The organism is Primorskyibacter flagellatus (genome assembly GCF_014638275.1).
GTDB classification, from domain to species: Bacteria; Pseudomonadota; Alphaproteobacteria; order Rhodobacterales; family Rhodobacteraceae; genus Pseudooceanicola; species Pseudooceanicola flagellatus_A.
The window spans coordinates 1,342,391-1,358,069 of sequence record NZ_BMFJ01000001.1 but is presented as its reverse complement, the minus strand read 5'-3'; the positions used below and the strand labels follow the sequence as shown (position 1 = coordinate 1,358,069).

The 15,679-nt window shown below is 66.4% G+C and carries 19 protein-coding genes; 6 read left to right on the top strand and 13 right to left on the bottom strand.

Translation table 11 applies throughout. From position 1 onward, the window contains the following. Positions 1 to 82 precede the first annotated feature (82 nt). Positions 83 to 466, top strand: coding sequence for a DUF2147 domain-containing protein (locus tag IEV87_RS06710; protein ID WP_188476881.1), 384 nt, complete (start codon positions 83 to 85; stop codon positions 464 to 466). A gap of 110 nt (positions 467 to 576) precedes the next feature. Here the strand turns inward: IEV87_RS06710 and hisH are convergent, their stop codons facing one another. From hisH to IEV87_RS06695, 3 genes are read right to left on the bottom strand one after another with little or no spacing between them, the layout of a single operon-like run. Continuing rightward, positions 577 to 1,209, bottom strand: coding sequence for an imidazole glycerol phosphate synthase subunit HisH (gene hisH, locus IEV87_RS06705; RefSeq protein ID WP_188476880.1), 633 nt, complete (start codon positions 1,207 to 1,209; stop codon positions 577 to 579). Positions 1,210 to 1,264: 55 nt separating this feature from the next. After that, positions 1,265 to 1,816, bottom strand: coding sequence for an RSP_2648 family PIN domain-containing protein (locus IEV87_RS06700; protein ID WP_188476879.1), 552 nt, complete (start codon positions 1,814 to 1,816; stop codon positions 1,265 to 1,267). After that, positions 1,813 to 3,015, bottom strand: coding sequence for an RSP_2647 family RNA methyltransferase (locus IEV87_RS06695; RefSeq protein ID WP_188476878.1), 1,203 nt, complete (start codon positions 3,013 to 3,015; stop codon positions 1,813 to 1,815). Before IEV87_RS06695 ends, IEV87_RS06700 begins: the two co-directional genes overlap by 4 nt. Positions 3,016 to 3,093: 78 nt before the next feature. On the opposite strand from IEV87_RS06695, the gene IEV87_RS06690 reads away from it, so the two are divergent. The 4 genes from IEV87_RS06690 (at position 3,094) to hisB (ending at position 6,668) form a co-directional block, all read left to right on the top strand. Continuing rightward, positions 3,094 to 3,309 carry a toxin-antitoxin system YwqK family antitoxin gene (locus tag IEV87_RS06690; RefSeq protein ID WP_188476877.1) on the top strand — a complete coding sequence of 72 codons (216 nt, stop codon included), beginning with the start codon at positions 3,094 to 3,096 and terminating at the stop codon, positions 3,307 to 3,309. Between the two features lie 67 nt (positions 3,310 to 3,376). Beyond that, positions 3,377 to 5,182 carry a phosphogluconate dehydratase gene (gene edd / locus IEV87_RS06685; RefSeq protein WP_188476876.1) on the top strand — a complete coding sequence of 602 codons (1,806 nt, stop codon included), beginning with the start codon at positions 3,377 to 3,379 and terminating at the stop codon, positions 5,180 to 5,182. A 9-nt stretch (positions 5,183 to 5,191) separates the two neighbouring features. Further along, positions 5,192 to 5,836 (top strand): bifunctional 4-hydroxy-2-oxoglutarate aldolase/2-dehydro-3-deoxy-phosphogluconate aldolase, encoded by a 645-nt coding sequence (gene eda / locus IEV87_RS06680; RefSeq protein ID WP_188476875.1) that lies wholly within the window; start codon positions 5,192 to 5,194, stop codon positions 5,834 to 5,836. A gap of 244 nt (positions 5,837 to 6,080) precedes the next feature. After that, positions 6,081 to 6,668, top strand: coding sequence for an imidazoleglycerol-phosphate dehydratase HisB (gene hisB / locus IEV87_RS06675; RefSeq protein ID WP_188476874.1), 588 nt, complete (start codon positions 6,081 to 6,083; stop codon positions 6,666 to 6,668). A 3-nt stretch (positions 6,669 to 6,671) separates the two neighbouring features. Here the strand turns inward: hisB and IEV87_RS06670 are convergent, their stop codons facing one another. The 10 genes from IEV87_RS06670 to IEV87_RS06625 form a co-directional block, all read right to left on the bottom strand. Next, complete coding sequence (locus IEV87_RS06670; protein WP_188476873.1) at positions 6,672 to 7,670, bottom strand: LLM class flavin-dependent oxidoreductase; 999 nt, start codon at positions 7,668 to 7,670, stop codon at positions 6,672 to 6,674. 14 nt (positions 7,671 to 7,684) lie between these two features. Further along, positions 7,685 to 8,371: a M48 family metalloprotease gene (locus IEV87_RS06665; RefSeq protein WP_188476872.1), complete on the bottom strand. Its 687-nt coding sequence runs from the start codon at positions 8,369 to 8,371 to the stop codon at positions 7,685 to 7,687. Between the two features lie 57 nt (positions 8,372 to 8,428). Then, positions 8,429 to 8,857 (bottom strand): OsmC family protein, encoded by a 429-nt coding sequence (locus tag IEV87_RS06660; protein WP_188476871.1) that lies wholly within the window; start codon positions 8,855 to 8,857, stop codon positions 8,429 to 8,431. 135 nt (positions 8,858 to 8,992) lie between these two features. Beyond that, the gene (locus IEV87_RS06655) at positions 8,993 to 9,619 is read right to left on the bottom strand and encodes an MliC family protein (protein ID WP_188476870.1); all 627 of its coding nucleotides are present in this window, start codon (positions 9,617 to 9,619) and stop codon (positions 8,993 to 8,995) included. Between the two features lie 145 nt (positions 9,620 to 9,764). Further along, positions 9,765 to 10,949 (bottom strand): vWA domain-containing protein, encoded by a 1,185-nt coding sequence (locus tag IEV87_RS06650; RefSeq protein WP_188476869.1) that lies wholly within the window; start codon positions 10,947 to 10,949, stop codon positions 9,765 to 9,767. A gap of 73 nt (positions 10,950 to 11,022) precedes the next feature. Further along, positions 11,023 to 11,652: a VPLPA-CTERM sorting domain-containing protein gene (locus tag IEV87_RS06645; protein WP_188476868.1), complete on the bottom strand. Its 630-nt coding sequence runs from the start codon at positions 11,650 to 11,652 to the stop codon at positions 11,023 to 11,025. 110 nt (positions 11,653 to 11,762) lie between these two features. Beyond that, on the bottom strand, positions 11,763 to 11,930 hold the full coding sequence (locus IEV87_RS06640; RefSeq protein WP_188476867.1) for a hypothetical protein: 168 nt from the start codon (positions 11,928 to 11,930) through the stop codon (positions 11,763 to 11,765). A gap of 19 nt (positions 11,931 to 11,949) precedes the next feature. Continuing rightward, entirely contained in the window at positions 11,950 to 13,350 is a 1,401-nt protein-coding gene (locus IEV87_RS06635; protein WP_188476866.1) for a DUF2927 domain-containing protein, read from the bottom strand. Beyond that, the gene (locus IEV87_RS06630) at positions 13,347 to 13,814 is read right to left on the bottom strand and encodes a GNAT family N-acetyltransferase (RefSeq protein ID WP_188476865.1); all 468 of its coding nucleotides are present in this window, start codon (positions 13,812 to 13,814) and stop codon (positions 13,347 to 13,349) included. Before IEV87_RS06630 ends, IEV87_RS06635 begins: the two co-directional genes overlap by 4 nt. Before the next feature lie 393 nt (positions 13,815 to 14,207). Further along, the gene (locus tag IEV87_RS06625; RefSeq protein WP_188476864.1) at positions 14,208 to 15,047 is read right to left on the bottom strand and encodes an AAA family ATPase; all 840 of its coding nucleotides are present in this window, start codon (positions 15,045 to 15,047) and stop codon (positions 14,208 to 14,210) included. A gap of 204 nt (positions 15,048 to 15,251) precedes the next feature. On the opposite strand from IEV87_RS06625, the gene dksA reads away from it, so the two are divergent. Then, on the top strand, positions 15,252 to 15,674 hold the full coding sequence (gene dksA / locus IEV87_RS06620; protein WP_188476863.1) for an RNA polymerase-binding protein DksA: 423 nt from the start codon (positions 15,252 to 15,254) through the stop codon (positions 15,672 to 15,674). Positions 15,675 to 15,679 lie beyond the last annotated feature (5 nt).

Here is a 15,679-nt window from a genome sequence, read left to right as displayed (position 1 = left end):
ATGACGCAACGGGAATTGCAACGCACCCTTGCGGGGCGGTGGAACTGGCGTAGCATCCGGATCAGGAAGAGGAGGAGAGAGAATGAACAAGCTCATTCTGACGATGGCTGCATTGGTTTTGAGCGCCGGGACGGCCGTGGCCGATCCGGTGGAGGGGGTCTGGCAGACGCAGGTGGACGACGGGGCCTATGCCCATGTCACCTTCAAACCCTGCGGGGCGAACCTCTGCGGGACGATCACGCGGACTTTCCGCGACAACAGCGAATACAAGAGCCCCAACATCGGCAAGCCGATCGTCTGGGACATGGCACCGGGAGGGGGCGGATCCTATTCCGGCGGCAAGATCTGGCAGCCCTCCAGCGGCAAGGTCTACAAGTCCAAGATGGCGCTGTCCGGAAACGCGCTGAGCGTCTCGGGCTGCGTCGGGCCGATCTGCAAGAAACAGACCTGGCAGCGGGTCAAGTAACGCCGGCCCCGCGCCGCCGTCATCCTCGGACCTGGTCCGAGGACCTCAAGCCACAGAGATCCTCGGGTCCAGCCCGAGGATGACGTCTGTGAGGCCGGGGATGGGGCCGCTCACGGCGCCCATGTCAGAAAGTTCGCGATCAGCCGCAGCCCCGTCGCCTGGCTCTTTTCCGGGTGAAACTGCATGCCGACCATCGTGTCGCGTCCGACAATCGCCGTGACCGGCCCGCCGTAGTCCACATGGGCAAGCAGCTGGTCCGGCGCGGAAACCGCCATGTGATAGGAATGCACGAAATAGGCGTGCTGCCCCGTCTCGATCCCGTCAAGCACCGGATGCGAGCGGTCCACCACGAGATCGTTCCAGCCCATATGCGGCACCTTGAGGCCCGCCGCCTCGATCCGCGACACCTCACCGTCGATCCAGCCGAGCCCTTCGGTGTCCTCGTACTCATGCCCGATCCGCGCCATAAGCTGCATGCCGACGCAGATGCCGAGGAAAGGACGCGCCTTCTCCTCCACCATCTCGCGCAGGGCGTCGAACAGGTTTTCGCGCCCCTTCAACGCTCTGGCGCAGGCCGGGAAGGCTCCGTCACCCGGCAGCACGATCCGGTCGGCGCGCCGCACGTCCTCGGCCCGGTCAGACACCAGCACCTCACCGCCGCCGACCTCCCGCGCCATGCGCTGAAAGGCCTTTTCGGCGGAATGCAGGTTGCCGCTTTCATAGTCGATCAGCACGGTCAGCATGGCACAAATCCGGGTCGGTGAAGCCCCGTCCGACTGCCCGCTATCCCCGCGAAGGTCAAGAGGCCGGACGTTCCAGCGCCTTGCCAAGCCGGGGCAGGCGGGCCTTCTTCATAAGCGCCCGCATGGTCCAGTCGCCATCCGACAGACGCCGCGCCTCGGCCAGCACCGTCTCCGCCGCCGCACGCATCGCATCCGGTCGCGCTTCGAAGAAGCCAAGCAGCAGGGTGTCCGGATCGGCTCGCGTCAGCCCCTCTTCGGCGAGGATGTGGCGCGGGAAGTCCTTGGCGTTCATGGTCACGATCCCGTCCGCATGGCCAAGGACCCCGGCGGCCAGAACATGCACATCCGCCGGATCGGGCAGCCAGAACCGGGCGGTCTGCGCCTCTGCCACCGCGACCCTGGCGCGGGGCCAGCGCGCCGACAGCATGGCGATCTCGCCGCGCGCCTGCGCCTCGTGCAGCGGTTCGTTGCGGGCGGCCGCGCGCGCCCATTCCTCGAGAATCCGCTCGGACCAGAGCGGCTGGTAGAACCCTGCGGCGGCCGCACCAAGCAGGACCTCCCGCATCACGGTCGGGTAAAGCACGCAGGCGTCCAGCACCAGCTTCACAGGCGGAACACCAGCGCCTTGAGATAGCCGGTCTCGGCAAGTTGCGGATGCACCGGATGGTCCGGCCCGGCGAAACCGGTGTGGATCAGTTGCGCGGAACGACCGGTCTGGTACAGCCCGCGCCCGATCCCGCGGATGCAGGCGGTGCGGAATTTCTCCAGATCCGCCGCATGGGAACAGGAGCAGAGCGTCAGCGTGCCGCCCGGTTCCACCAGAGGTGCGGCAAGTCGGGCGATCCGCTCATAGGCCCGCAGACCGGCGTCGAGCGCCGGCTTGGATGGGGCAAAGGCGGGCGGGTCGCAGATGACGGCGCCGAAGGTCTCGCCCTCGGCTCCGAGCGTGGTCAGCACATCAAAGGCATCGCCCTTGCGGGTGGAGAACCGATCCGCCACGCCCGACCGCGTGGCGCCCTCCGACGCGAGGTCCAGCGCCGGCTGCGATCCGTCCACGGCCAGCGCCGACTCCGCTCCGGCTGCGAGCGCGGCCAGGGCAAAGCCTCCGACGTGAGAAAAGACGTCCAGCACCCGCCGTCCCCCGGCGAGCGCGGCGGTGAAGGCGTGGTTCGGACGCTGGTCGAAGAACAGACCCGTCTTCTGTCCCCCGGTCAGATCCGCCATGTAGACCGCCCCATTCATCGGCACCGGGACAGGCGCATCCGGCGCGGAACCGGCCAGTACCAGATCAACGTCGTCCAGCCCCTCCAGCCCGCGTGCGCGTCCTCCGGCACTTTTCAGAACGTTCGTTGCGCCCGTGACGCGGCGCAGGGCGGCGACGAGCAGGTCCAGATGCACCTCCGCCCAGGCCGCATTGGGCTGCACGACACAGGTGTCGCCGAACCGGTCGATGACGACACCGGGAAATCCGTCGGCCTCCGCATGGACCAGCCGATAGAACGGGTCCGGATACAGCCGCTCGCGCAGGTCCAGCGCGCGGGTCAGGCGGGCGGCGAACCAGTCCTCCGTCAGCTCCGTCAACCCGGCCACGTCCAGCACCCGGCCCGCGATGCGCGATCCGGGATTGGCGGCAACCAGCGCGATCGGCGTGTGATCGGCGTCGGCCAGAACGGCCAGCGAGCCCGGCGCGATCGCCTTGCTGCGGCGGTCCAGCACCAGTTCGTTGTCGTAGACCCAAGGGTAGCCGTGGCGCAGGCGGCGCGGGTCCATCTTGGGCTTGAGGCGGAGAGTCGGCAGATCGATCATGGCCCCGTCTACCCCGTTCCCGCGCCCCCCGGAAGAGGTGGCCTTGCACTGCCCCGGGGGCAGGACTAGCTTCGGGATATGCCAGAGCCTCGCAGGGACCTTCACAAGGACGGATCGGTCAAGGCCGTGGGCCAGACCGAAGACGGCGAACTGACGGGATACTGGGAATGGTTCCGCAGGGACGGCAGCAAGATGCGCTCGGGCCACTTCGACAGGGGCGAGCCCGTGGGCGAATGGATCACGTATGACCGCACTGGAACACCGCACAAGATCACGCAGCGGGGCCCCAAGTAAGCGTTTTCCGCGGATTGTTACCGCTAACGCGGGCTGATAGACTGACGTCACGCCACAGGAGAAAGCCATGCCGCTGAACCCCGCAATCGCCGCCGTGACCGACCGGATCGTCGCACGCTCCGCCGAGACCCGCGGCCGCTATCTCGACCGGATGAACCGCGCGGCCGAGGCCGGACCGGTGCGCGCCCATCTGACCTGCGGTAACCAGGCCCATGCCTATGCCGGCGTGCCGCAGGATCAGGAGGCGCTGTCGAAAGGGACGGCGGCGAACCTCGGGATCGTGACGGCCTACAACGACATGCTCTCCGCGCATCAGCCGTTCGAGACCTATCCGACCCTGATCCGCGACACCGCCCGCGCGCGCGGCGCGACGGCGCAGGTGGCGGGCGGCGTTCCGGCCATGTGCGACGGGGTCACGCAGGGCCAGCCGGGGATGGAGCTGTCGCTTTTTTCCCGCGATGTCATAGCGATGGCGGCCGGAGTTGCGCTCTCCCACAACTGTTTTGATGCAGCGCTTTACCTCGGTGTATGTGACAAGATCGTCCCCGGCCTCGTCATCGCTGCCGCCACCTTCGGTCATATCCCGGCGGTCTTCCTGCCTGCCGGTCCCATGCCGTCTGGCCTGCCAAACGACGAGAAGGCCAAGGTGCGCCAGCAATTCGCCACCGGAGAGATCGGACGCGACAAGCTGATGGAGGCCGAGATGGCCTCCTATCATTCGCCCGGCACCTGCACATTCTACGGCACCGCCAATTCCAATCAGATGCTGATGGAATTCATGGGCCTGCATCTGCCAGGCGCCTCCTTCGTGAACCCCGGCACCCCCCTGCGCGACGCGCTGACCGTGGCGGGCGTCGAACGGGCAATGGAGATCACCGCTCTTGGCAACGACTACCGCCCCGCCGGGAAAGTGCTGGACGAAAAGGCCTTTGTGAACGGCATCGTCGGGCTGATGGCGACGGGCGGGTCGACGAACCTCGTCCTGCACATGCCCGCCATGGCGCGGGCGGCGGGCGTGTTGCTTGAACTTGAGGATTTCGACGACATCTCAGCCGCCACCCCCCTGATGGCAAAGGTTTATCCGAACGGCCTGGCCGATGTGAACCACTTCCACGCCGCAGGCGGCCTGGGTTATCTGATCGGTGAACTGCTCTCCGAAGGCTTGTTGCACGACGACACACTCACCATTCAGGGCAACGGACTTACGGCGTATGCCCGTGAACCGAAGCTGGTCGACGGACGGCTGGTGTATGGCGAGGGCGCGCGGAAATCCGAAAACGACCGCATCGTGCGCCCGGCCTCCGACCCGTTCCAGGCGACGGGCGGGCTGAAACGTCTGTCGGGCAACCTCGGCTCGGGCATCATGAAGGTGTCCGCCGTCGCGCCGGAACGCCATGTGATCGAAGCGCCCGCACGGGTGTTCGAGGATCAGGAGGCGGTGAAGGCGGCGTTCAAGGCGGGTGAATTCACCTCCGACACCGTGGTAATCGTCCGGTTCCAGGGGCCCAAGGCCAATGGCATGCCCGAACTGCATTCCCTGACACCGACGCTCTCCGTCCTCCAGGACCGTGGCCTCAAGGTCGCGCTGTTGACCGACGGGCGCATGTCCGGCGCGTCTGGCAAGGTTCCGGCGGCGATCCATGTCGCGCCCGAGGCAGCAGAGGGCGGACCGCTCTCCCGCCTGCGCGACGGCGACCTGATCCGCGTCGATGCGGTGGCGGGCGTGATCGAGGTGCTGACCGAAGGCGCCCTCGACCGCGCGCCCGTCACCCCGGACCTGAGTGCGAACAGCCACGGCATCGGCCGTGAACTCTTCGAGATTTTCCGCCAGAACGCCGGACCCGCCACGTCGGGCGCCGCCAACGTCGTCTGAGAGGCCCACATGAGCATCACCCCGGAAGCCGCGAGTATCGCAAGCGAAAAACTCTGCCGCACCGCCCCGGTCATCCCGGTTCTGGTGGTGGAGGAGGTCGCCCACGCCCGCCCTCTGGCCACCGCGCTGGTTGCCGGTGGTCTGCCCGTGCTCGAGGTCACGCTGCGCACCCCCGCCGCGCTCGACGTGATCCGGGAGATGGCGTTGGTCGCGGGCGGCATCGTCGGCGCGGGCACGCTGCTCACCCCCAAGGACATCGAGGCGGCGCTTGAGGCCGGGGCGACCTTCGGCGTCTCCCCCGGCGCGACCGACCGCCTGCTCGACGCGGCGGAGGAGATGGGCCTGCCCATGCTCCCCGGCGCGGCCACGGCGTCCGAGGCGATGCGCCTGCTGGAACGCGGCTACCGGGTGCAGAAATTCTTCCCGGCGGAATCGGCGGGCGGGGCGAAGGCACTGAAATCGCTTGCCTCTCCGATCCCGCAGATCCTCTTCTGCCCGACCGGCGGGGTGACACCCGGCAATGCCACGGACTATCTGGCGCTGCCCAACACCGCCTGTGTCGGCGGGTCCTGGGTGGCCCCGAAGGACAAGGTCGTCGCCGGTGACTGGGCGGGGATCGAAGCGTTGGCGCGGGAGGCGGCGGCGCTGGTGTGAGCCTGGGGAACGCCGCCCCCAATACCCGCCGAGAGAGCCGTCATCCTCGGACTTGATCCGAGGATCTCCCAGCCACCTCGCGCGCGTCCCGACCACACGACCGATAGATCAGGTCCGGGGATCACCACCCCCCCGATGCACGGAAGCCGCGCATCCGAAACGATTTTCCCGCTCCGGCCTGCTTTCCCTTTCCCCACACCGCGCGCCCCCCTATACACCCCGCCAACACCGCCGGGAGCCCGACATGCGCAGCGCCACGATCAAACGCAAGACCGCCGAGACCGAGATCACCGTCAGCCTGAGCCTCGACGGCACGGGCCTCTACGACATGAAGACCGGTATCGGCTTCTTCGACCATATGCTCGACCAGCTGGCCCGGCACTCGCTGATCGACATGGATATACACTGTAAGGGCGACTTGCACATCGACGACCACCACACGGTCGAGGACTGCGGCATCGCGCTCGGTCAGGCCATCGCGAAGGCACTTGGCGACAAGAAGGGCATCCGGCGCTACGGCTCTTGCCTGCTGCCGATGGATGACGCACTGGTCCGCACGGCGCTCGACCTGTCGGGGCGGCCGTTCCTGATCTGGAACCTTGACCTGCCGTCGCCCAAGATAGGCACTTTCGACACCGAACTGGTACGCGAATTCTTCCAGGCGCTGTCGACCCATGCCGGGATCACCCTGCATGTCGACCTTCTGCACGGGCTGAACTCCCACCATATCGCCGAGGCCGCGTTCAAATCCGTCGCCCGCGCCCTGCGCGAGGCGGTGGAGACCGATCCGCGGAAGGCCGATGCCGTGCCCTCGACCAAGGGCACGCTCTAGGGGTCAGGCAGCCTCCGCGCCAAGCTCTCGCAGCACCTTCGCGGCGATGCCGACGCTTTTCAGCCGGGTCGCGTGGTCCCATATCTGCGCGTTCACGATGACCTCGTCCGGCTGGTACCGCTCAAGCAGGTCGGCCAGCTGGCGTTTCACCATCTCCTCCGACCCGATGGCGCTGACGGTGAAGCGCGTCTGCGCGGCGGCGATCCAGCTCGGATCCAGATGGTCCTCAAGCCGCTCCACCGGTTTCGGCAACGGTCCCGGCATGCCCGAACGCAGCTTGGCGAAGCCGAGCACGGCAGAGGACTGGGCGAACAGCGCTTCCTCTTCCGTCTCTGCCGCGAAGACGTTCATCGCCACCATGAAATGCGGTTTCGCAAGGTAGACCGACGGGCGGAACGTCCGGCGATAGACCTCTCCGGCCTCCTCAAGCATCTCCGGCGCGAAATGCGAGGCGAAGGCGTAGGGAAGCCCCAAATGCGCCGCCAGCTGCGCCCCGTAGAGAGAGGAGCCGAGGATCCAGATCGGCACCCCCGTGTCGACGCCGGGCACCGCCCGCACCCGCACCTCAGGATCGGCGGGGCCGAGAAAGCCAAGCAGCTCCACCACGTCCTGCGGAAAGGTGTCCTGCATCGACATGTGCCGCCGCAGCGCCCGCGCGGTTTCCATGTCCGTGCCCGGAGCACGCCCCAGCCCAAGGTCGATGCGGTCGCCGTAGATCTCTGCCAGCGTGCCGAACTGTTCCGCGATCACCAGCGGCGCATGGTTCGGCAGCATGACCCCCCCGGACCCGACCCGGATGCACGAGGTCGCCCCGGCGATATGCCCGATCAGAACGGAGGTGGCCGAGGACGCGATCCCCGGCATGTTGTGATGTTCGGCCAGCCAGTGCCGGTTGTAGCCCTGCGTCTCCGCGAACTGCGCCAGAGAGACGGAGTTGGCGATGGCGTCGCGGGCGCTGTGCCCCTCGGGGATGGGGGCGAGGTCGAGGAGGGAGTATTTCATGAAGGTCTCCGCGCTCAGGCCGTTCCCCATCCGTCCGACAGGCGGCGAATGGCGGCGATGCGCTCTTCGGGTTTCGGATGGCTCAGCAGCCAGGCGGGGGCGGCGCCGTGGTTGCTCTGCGTCAGGCGGGCCAGCTTTTCGAACAGGCTGATCTGCGGCGCGACACCGATGCCCGACTTGGTCAGCAGGGCGGCGGCATAGGCGTCCGCTTCGTATTCGTCCGACCGGGACAGCCGCGCCGCCAGAAGGGAGGTCAGCATGCCCGCGATCCACCCGCCGATCCCAGGCAGGATGCGGGACAGCACCATGCCAAGCGCGGTGCGCATCGCGTTCTGGCCGGAAAAGTCGATCAGCCGCCGCCGCGTGTGGTTCAGCGCGACATGGCCCAGCTCATGCGCGATGACGGAGGCCAGTTCTTCGGCCGTCACCTCGCTGCCGTGGTATTTGTCGAGAAACCCGCGCGTCAGGAAAATCCGGCCATCCGGCACCGCCATTCCGTTGACCGGCGCGATCTCGTGCACGTGCACCCGGATGCGGGGCAGGTCAAGCGCCTGCGCCATGCGGGCGGTCAGGGACGCGATCTTCGCATCCGCCAGTTCGGTGGAGGACCGGTCGAGCTCCTTCTTCATCCGCCAGGCAGAGAAGTGCCACATGAGGATGCCATAGAGGATGGCCAGAAGGATCGGGGTAAACCGGAGCATGTCCCCGATATGGGGCAGGGCGCGGGCCGCGGCAAGCCGCCCGCGCCCCGATCGGCGTTACGCCAGCTTTGCGTCCAGCGTGATCTCTGCCCCCTTGAACAGCTTGGAGATCGGGCAGCCCGCCTTGGCGTTGGCCGCGGCCTCCTGGAACTTCGCCTCGTCCGCGCCGGGGATCTTCGCGGTCAGGTCGAGATGCACCTTGGAAATCTCGAACCCGCCCTCGACCTTGTCCAGCGACACCGTCGCCTTGGTCGAAATCTCCTCGGCCTCCATGCCGGCCTGTTCCAGCTGCAGCGACAGCGCCATGGAGAAGCAGGCCGCGTGGGCCGCCCCGGCAAGCTCTTCCGGGTTGGTCCCTTTCTCGCCCTCGAACCGCTGCTTGAAGCCATAAGGCGCATTGTCGAGAACGCCGGATTCGGTCGAGACCTTGCCCGAGCCGCCCTTGATCGTGCCGTTCCAGATGGCAGAACCGTGTTTCTTGATCATCGTCGTCTCCTGTTTTTGAGGTCCCGCTGAAGGGAGTGCTCGGGTCCGGAATTTCAATCCCCCGCCAGAGAACGCGCGCGGGTCGCCGCGCGGCCGGGGCGCGCGCGCGCCGGTTCCGGCGCGGACAGGACGCGCCTACCCGGCAACGGTGCAGGTCGTCTCCTGACCCTCGGGGTCCGGGCTTCGGTAGGTGGCCTCGTCGCCCTTGATCCAGAGGAATTCGCCGAACGCCCCGTCGTACCGCGCCCCCGACGCGCTGGAGGTGAGCGATGCCGTCGCGACCCGGTCGCCCCGCTCCAGCCGCAGACTGGGCTGCGTGGTGGAGAAGAAATCGGTCACAATCTCGTCAGCAGCAGCCCCGTCGCACTGCCAGCGCGTCCGGGAGGCGGGCTTGGTCAGCATGTAACCGGCCACCAGTTCGCCTTCGCGTCGAAGATAGGCGGCCTCGGTACAGGCGCGCGGATCAGTGGCCTTCCAGCAATCGTTGCGCCCCTCGATCCAGCCTCGCTGCAGCGCGCGCAGGTCGTTCACCGCGGTGTCCGATCCGGCATCGATCGCCTTCATCATGGAAACCGCCCCCTCGTAGCGCTGCGTCACCAGCCGGTCGAGCGCGGCGAGCGCGCTGTCGGCGCAGATCATCTCCTCGATCCGGCCGTCGGCCTTGGCACAATCGAAGGCGGGACCATCCTGCGGCTGAGCGGGCAGGGCGGTCATGACGGAAAGGACAGGCAGGGCACAGAAGGACAGCAGGGGTCGCAGCATCGCGGGGCTCGCATCATGTCCGCCGGACTGGCGGGGCTTCCCGGATCCTATCTTGCGCCGCGGTTTTTGCCAGCGGCATCCGCGTCCCCCGCGCGGGCGGCGGCGGGAAAGTTCCGACCCGCCGATGCCATGGACCGAGCCGCCGTCAGCGGGTCAGTTCCTTCATGCCCTTCTCCAGCCCGGCAAGGGTCATGGGCACCATCCGGTCCTCGAAGATGTCGCGGATCAGCTTGATGGACTGCGTATAGCTCCAGTACTTCTCGGGCACCGGATTGATCCAGAGGTTGGAGGACCACTGGTTCCGGCACCGTTCCAGCCAGGCCTGCCCGGATTCCTCGTTCCAGTGTTCGTTGGCCCCGCCGGGATAGGCGACCTCGTAGGGCGACATCGACGCATCCCCGACGAAGATCGCCTTGTAGTCCGGCCCGTAGGTCCGCAGCACTTCCCAGGTCGGGGTCTGTTCGGTCCAGCGGCGGCGGTTGTCCTTCCATACGCCCTCGTACAGGCAGTTGTGGAAGTAGAAGTATTCCAGATGCTTGAACTCGGACTTCGCGGCCGAAAACAGCTCCTCCACCACCTTGATATGCGGATCCATCGATCCGCCCACGTCGAGGAACAGCAGCACCTTCACCGCGTTCCGCCGCTCCGGCCGGACCTTCACGTCCAGATAGCCGTGTTCCGCCGTCGCCCGGATCGTGCCGTCGAGGTCCAATTCGTCATGCGCCCCGGTCCGCGCCCACTTGCGCAGCCGCTTCAGCGCCACCTTGATGTTGCGCGTGCCCAGTTCGACCGTGTCGTCGAAGTTGCGGAACTCCCGCTTGTCCCAGACCTTCACAGCGCGCTGATGCCGGGATTTCTCCTGACCGATGCGCACGCCCTCGGGGTTGTAACCGTCCGCCCCGAAAGGGGATGTCCCCTGCGTGCCGATCCACTTGTTCCCGCCCTGATGCCGGCCCTTCTGCTCCTCGAGCCGCTTCTTCAGCGTCTCCATCAGCTTGTCGAATCCGCCAAGCGCCTCGATCTCCGCCTTCTCCTCCTCACTCAGGTGCTTTTCCGCCATCGAGCGCAGCCAGTCCGCGGGCAGGTCGACCTTTTCGAGCATCTGTTCGAAAGAGATCGCGTCCAGCCCCTCGAAAGTCTTGGCGAAGGCCACGTCGAACTTGTCGAGGTTCCGCTCGTCTTTCACCATCGCGGCGCGGGCGAGGTAATAGAACCCCTCGGGATCATAGGTGATGAGGTCCGCGCGCATCGCCTCGAGGAAGGACAGGTATTCGCGCAGTGACACCGGCACGGCATGGGCGCGCAGGGTTTCGAAGAACGGAATGAACATGGCGGCCTCCCCCGGAGCAAGCTTTGTCGCACACGACCTTAGCCTGCCGGGGTCGGCGTTGCCAGTGGGCGGATCAGACCCTGCGGCGGCGGCGAAGCAGCGTCAGCGCCCCAAGCCCGGTCACGGCCAGAACCGCGCCGGCAGGCAGCGGAACGGCAGGCGCGGTCACGTCGATGTAGGTCGGTCCGGCAGAAGACCCGGTGGAATAGACCCCGTCGATCACGTCGCTCAGGAAGAACCGCCCCTCGTCCTCTTCGTTGCGAAGGTTGAACGAGAGGTAGCTGTCCCCATTGGCAATCGCCAGGTTGAACAGCGCGGTGATGTCCAGCACCGGATTGACCACGGACCCGACCAGCCCGGTGAGCGAGGCATGGAACGTTCCGGTGTCGAATTCGTCGATGCTCACGGTGCCGTCCCCGGCAAAGTTGTAGATGTCCAGAACGCTCGGCAGGGTCGGGTCCTGGTTCTGCATGCTGAGGTGAAGGACGGCACTGACCACGGGCCCGGCAAAACCGGACAGGTCGAAATGCGCGATGGTGCGATCCTCGGTCCCGCCCTTGACGGCCGAGAAGCTGAGAAGCAGCGGCGTACCGCCGAAGGACCGCAGCCCCCGCATGTCAGTCGGATCCAGCGGGACGGCAAGGGCAGGGGCGGCGAACAGGATGGCAGACAGCGCCGCAGCGGCGATGGATTTGAAATACATGATCTAATTCCCAAGTTTGACCGGGGTCGGCGTTGAGTCGGTTTCATTGAATGCCCACGACTCTCGCCTTTGCCTTCCCCTGCGTCAACCCCGCGCGGGGCCGCGCGTGGTCAGAGCAGGACGCGCTCGATGAACAGGGCCACGAACAGACCCGCCAGGGCAAACGCCAGGGCATGTACGGCAGCGTATTGAAGCACGTCGGCCAGGCGCCCCTTGCGGGATCTGGCGCGCCAGGCTCCGAAAAGCGCACCTGCGAGGGCGGCTGTTATCACGATCATCTGGGTCCCTCCGCGCGGCTCAGCCCTGGATACGGGCCGGGCGCAGCGCGGAGATCTCGTTCAGCTTCGCACGCACGGCCCAGTCCGGGCCAAACCCGTAGCGTGCCCAGCCCAGGCTGTCCAGCCGGACGGTTCCGGCCGCCTGTGTCTGCCCGGTCAGCTCCAGCGCCTCCGCCTGCAGCATCTGGATCGAGGCCAGCAGCGCCGCGTTCTCACTGCGCTGCGCCACCCTGTCCTGTCCCTGAAGCAGCCGCAGCGCCATCTCTCCGTTCCCGGCATGCAGCGCATGTGCGGCCAGCTGCGCGGCGACCTGCGCTGCATGAGGCGCGGTTTCCGGACGCGCGTTGTAGATCCGCCATGCGACCGTCAGATGCGCATAGGCAGCCTCCCGGTCATAGGGCTGGATCAGCCGGGCCACGACGAAATGACTGTAGGCCAGCCGGTGATCCTGCCAGCCCTCCTGCCGTGCGATATGCAGCGCCTCCATGGCCGACGAGGTCCGCGCCCGCAGGCTGCCCTTCGGTCCAAGCGCGCTCTGCACCGCCTCGACCCAGGCCGCCGGGGTCACCGCGACTGCACTGCCGCCCATGCCGGAGCCGCGCGGGTTCAGGCGCGCCATCAGGCCGGGCAGGGCCCGCGCCACCTGTTCCCGCCCCATGCCCGACCGCAGTTCCGGCGCATAGGTCGCCCGCAGCATCAGCATGTCGAAGCCGGTCAGCACCGAATTCATGTTGTCGTCGTTGAAGGTGCTGTCAGGGAGCCGGTACAGGTCGTTCAGCGGCCCGAGCGACTGCGCCAGTTCCTCGTGCAGGCAGTCGCGATTTTCCTGCGGGCTGACGTCGTTCGGCACGAAGATGGCGATGCGTTCACGGACCCGAAGCTGCGCCCAGTCGGTCTCTCCGGCGGCGCGCGCATGATGATACTGGTTCAGGCTGGTGATGCCGGGCACGACAAAGCACGCCGCCTGCGGCAGGTACTCCCGGATCGACTTGCTCGGTACCGCGTTCACGGTGACCTGGTTCGGCCCCGTGCCGAAGTCGATGTCGATCCCGGCCTCGCTCCGCAGCCGTTTCACCAGCGCCCGCAGGTCGTCCAGCATGCCGGGCGCCGGGTCTCCGGTCACCGCAATGCGGATCGGCCCCTCGAAACGGGTGAAGACGGGCAGGTCGCGCCCGGATTCCAGCTGAAACGACAGGTCGAGGAAATCCCGCGCCATATCCACGTTCGACCGGGTCGGCGCGGCGGGCAGGGGGGCGGCGAAGACCTTCATCGGCGGCAGTGCCGGGGCCGGGGGCTGCGCCATCCGCGTCGGCGTCTCGTCCGACACCGGCAGGCGCGAATGAGGGGCGTCCACGGGGCCGATGCAGGCCGACACCGCCAGCGCCAGCGGGGCGAGGCGGAGCGCGTTGCGCACCCTCACAGCGGCCTCTGGTACTTGATGAAATCCGTCTTGGCGGCGATCCGGTCGTAAAGTTTGCGCGCGGTCGCGTTGTCCTCCTGCGTCATCCAGTAGACCGAAGGCGCACCGGCTTCGTCCGCCGCCGCATAGACCGCCGTGATCAGCGCCGCGCCAACCCCCATGCCCCGCACTTCGGGATCGGCATAAAGGTCCTGCAGGTAGCACACCGGCTCTGCCCGCCAGCCGTGCCGGTGGAACAGGTAATGCACCAGCCCGACCGGCCGGTCGCCGACCAGCGCCAGAAAGCCCGCGAACTCGCCCGTCTCGCCGGACAGCATCCGGTCGAAGGCAAGGTCGTACATCTCCTTCGGGAGAGTGGTCTTGTAGAATTCCAGATATCCCTGCCACAACCGTCCCCATTCGGAACGGTCCGCCCGCTCGATCGGCCGGATGTGCAGGGACGCGGCCGAGGCCTGTCCCGCCATGAAACTGCTCCAACTCGTCCCGCGGGATGTGTCCCCCGTCGGGTCTTATCGTTAGGTCCCGGTTGATCCGGGATCCGGGCCGGTTCGTTGACCGGCCTGAGGGAACTATGCCTGTCGGGGGACAATGTTCAAAGCAAAGAATCGCCGATCCTTGCGGTTTCGGGTGTTTTGGAAAGGTTCCGTTAAGGTTTGACGGAAGGATTGGGCGCGGTGCGCAAGCGAAGCGCAAGAATTGTCATGTCTATCGTCATCCTCAGGCTTGACCCGAGGACCTCATGCCATTTCCCGCGGGCTGTGAACCGGAGATCCCCGGATCAAGTCCGGGGATGACGTGGAAGATGGTGGCTGAGGCAGCGCCCTGCGGGGGCCGGGCTTCAGCCCGGCGCGCGCACGCTACCTCTGCCCCCGCGCCAGGAACGCCAGCCGTTCGAACAGATGCACGTCCTGTTCGTTCTTCAGCAGCGCCCCGTGCAGCTTGGGCAGCGCATTCGCCCCGTCCCGCTTCAGATCGCCCGGCTCCAGATCCTCCGCTAAAAGCAGCTTCAGCCAGTCCAGCACCTCGGAGGTGGAGGGCTTCTTCTTCAATCCGCTCGTCTCCCGCACCTCGAAGAACTGCGTCAGGGCAGATGTCAGCAGCTCTCCCTTGATATTCGGGTGATGCACGGCGACGATCTTCTTCATCGTCTCCATGTCCGGGAAGCGGATGTAGTGGAAGAAGCAGCGGCGCAGGAAGGCGTCCGGCAGCTCCTTCTCGTTGTTGGAGGTGATGATGACCACCGGGCGATGCTTCGCGCGGATCGTCTCGCCGGTTTCGTAGACATGGAACTCCATCTTGTCGAGCTCCTGCAAAAGGTCATTCGGAAACTCGATATCCGCCTTATCGACCTCGTCGATCAGCAGCACGACCTTCTCGTCCGCCTCGAAGGCCTGCCACAGCTTGCCCTTCTTGATGTAGTTCGAAACGTCATGCACCTTGGCCTCGCCAAGCTGGCTGTCGCGCAGACGGCTGACCGCATCGTATTCGTAAAGCCCCTGCTGCGCCTTGGTGGTGGACTTGATGTTCCACTCGATCATCTTCAGGCCAAGACTGTCGGCCACCTGCTTCGCCAGCTCCGTCTTGCCGGTGCCGGGTTCGCCCTTGACCAGCAGGGGCCGCTCCAGCGTGACGGCGGCGTTGACCGCGACGGTCAGGTCCTCGGTGGCGACATAGCTGTCGGTGCCTGCGAATTTCATGAAATACAGCCTCTTTGGTAACGTTTCCGCAGGACGATAATAGTTTCCGCAAACCCGTGCAATCCGGGCCGCAGTGCAGCGCAACATATGGAAATGTGTAGTGACAACCCCCTGCAAACGGGGTAACAGCACGCCCGTAGGGGCCCCGTGGACAAACCTCGCTGCGAAATTTTGGTTTGGCACGGCATTGTTAGGGAGCAAACAATGAAAGCAGAAACATTTCTGCCAGAAGACTACCGTCCCGCCGAGGACGAACCCTTCATGAACGAGCGTCAGACCGAATACTTCAGACGCAAGCTGCTGGCATGGAAGGACGACCTGCTTCTTGACAGCCGCGACACCGTCGAAGGTCTTCAGGAAAACACCCGCAACATCCCCGACGTCGCCGACCGCGCCTCCGAGGAAACCGACAGGGCGCTGGAACTGCGCACCCGCGACCGCCAGCGCAAGCTTGTCGCCAAGATCGACTCCGCGCTGCGCCGCATCGACGAAGGCGAATACGGCTATTGCGAAGTGACCGGCGAACCGATCTCCCTCAAGCGGCTCGACGCCCGCCCGATCGCCACGATGAGCCTTGAGGCGCAGGAGCGCCACGAGCGCCGCGAAAAGGTCCACCGGGACGACTGATCGCC

Coding starts and splice junctions, on each gene's coding strand:
- IEV87_RS06670 (WP_188476873.1), bottom strand. CDS start 7,670: ATGAAATACTCCCTCCTCGACCTCGCCCCCATCCCCGAGGGGCACAGC.
- IEV87_RS06640 (WP_188476867.1), bottom strand. CDS start 11,930: ATGATCGTGATAACAGCCGCCCTCGCAGGTGCGCTTTTCGGAGCCTGG.
- IEV87_RS06650 (WP_188476869.1), bottom strand. CDS start 10,949: ATGTTCATTCCGTTCTTCGAAACCCTGCGCGCCCATGCCGTGCCGGTG.
- IEV87_RS06665 (WP_188476872.1), bottom strand. CDS start 8,371: ATGCTCCGGTTTACCCCGATCCTTCTGGCCATCCTCTATGGCATCCTC.
- IEV87_RS06630 (WP_188476865.1), bottom strand. CDS start 13,814: ATGGCGGGACAGGCCTCGGCCGCGTCCCTGCACATCCGGCCGATCGAG.
- IEV87_RS06710 (WP_188476881.1), top strand. CDS start 83: ATGAACAAGCTCATTCTGACGATGGCTGCATTGGTTTTGAGCGCCGGG.
- IEV87_RS06625 (WP_188476864.1), bottom strand. CDS start 15,047: ATGAAATTCGCAGGCACCGACAGCTATGTCGCCACCGAGGACCTGACC.
- eda (WP_188476875.1), top strand. CDS start 5,192: ATGAGCATCACCCCGGAAGCCGCGAGTATCGCAAGCGAAAAACTCTGC.
- edd (WP_188476876.1), top strand. CDS start 3,377: ATGCCGCTGAACCCCGCAATCGCCGCCGTGACCGACCGGATCGTCGCA.
- IEV87_RS06690 (WP_188476877.1), top strand. CDS start 3,094: ATGCCAGAGCCTCGCAGGGACCTTCACAAGGACGGATCGGTCAAGGCC.
- hisH (WP_188476880.1), bottom strand. CDS start 1,209: ATGCTGACCGTGCTGATCGACTATGAAAGCGGCAACCTGCATTCCGCC.
- IEV87_RS06695 (WP_188476878.1), bottom strand. CDS start 3,015: ATGATCGATCTGCCGACTCTCCGCCTCAAGCCCAAGATGGACCCGCGC.
- IEV87_RS06655 (WP_188476870.1), bottom strand. CDS start 9,619: ATGCTGCGACCCCTGCTGTCCTTCTGTGCCCTGCCTGTCCTTTCCGTC.
- IEV87_RS06660 (WP_188476871.1), bottom strand. CDS start 8,857: ATGATCAAGAAACACGGTTCTGCCATCTGGAACGGCACGATCAAGGGC.
- IEV87_RS06645 (WP_188476868.1), bottom strand. CDS start 11,652: ATGTATTTCAAATCCATCGCCGCTGCGGCGCTGTCTGCCATCCTGTTC.
- hisB (WP_188476874.1), top strand. CDS start 6,081: ATGCGCAGCGCCACGATCAAACGCAAGACCGCCGAGACCGAGATCACC.
- dksA (WP_188476863.1), top strand. CDS start 15,252: ATGAAAGCAGAAACATTTCTGCCAGAAGACTACCGTCCCGCCGAGGAC.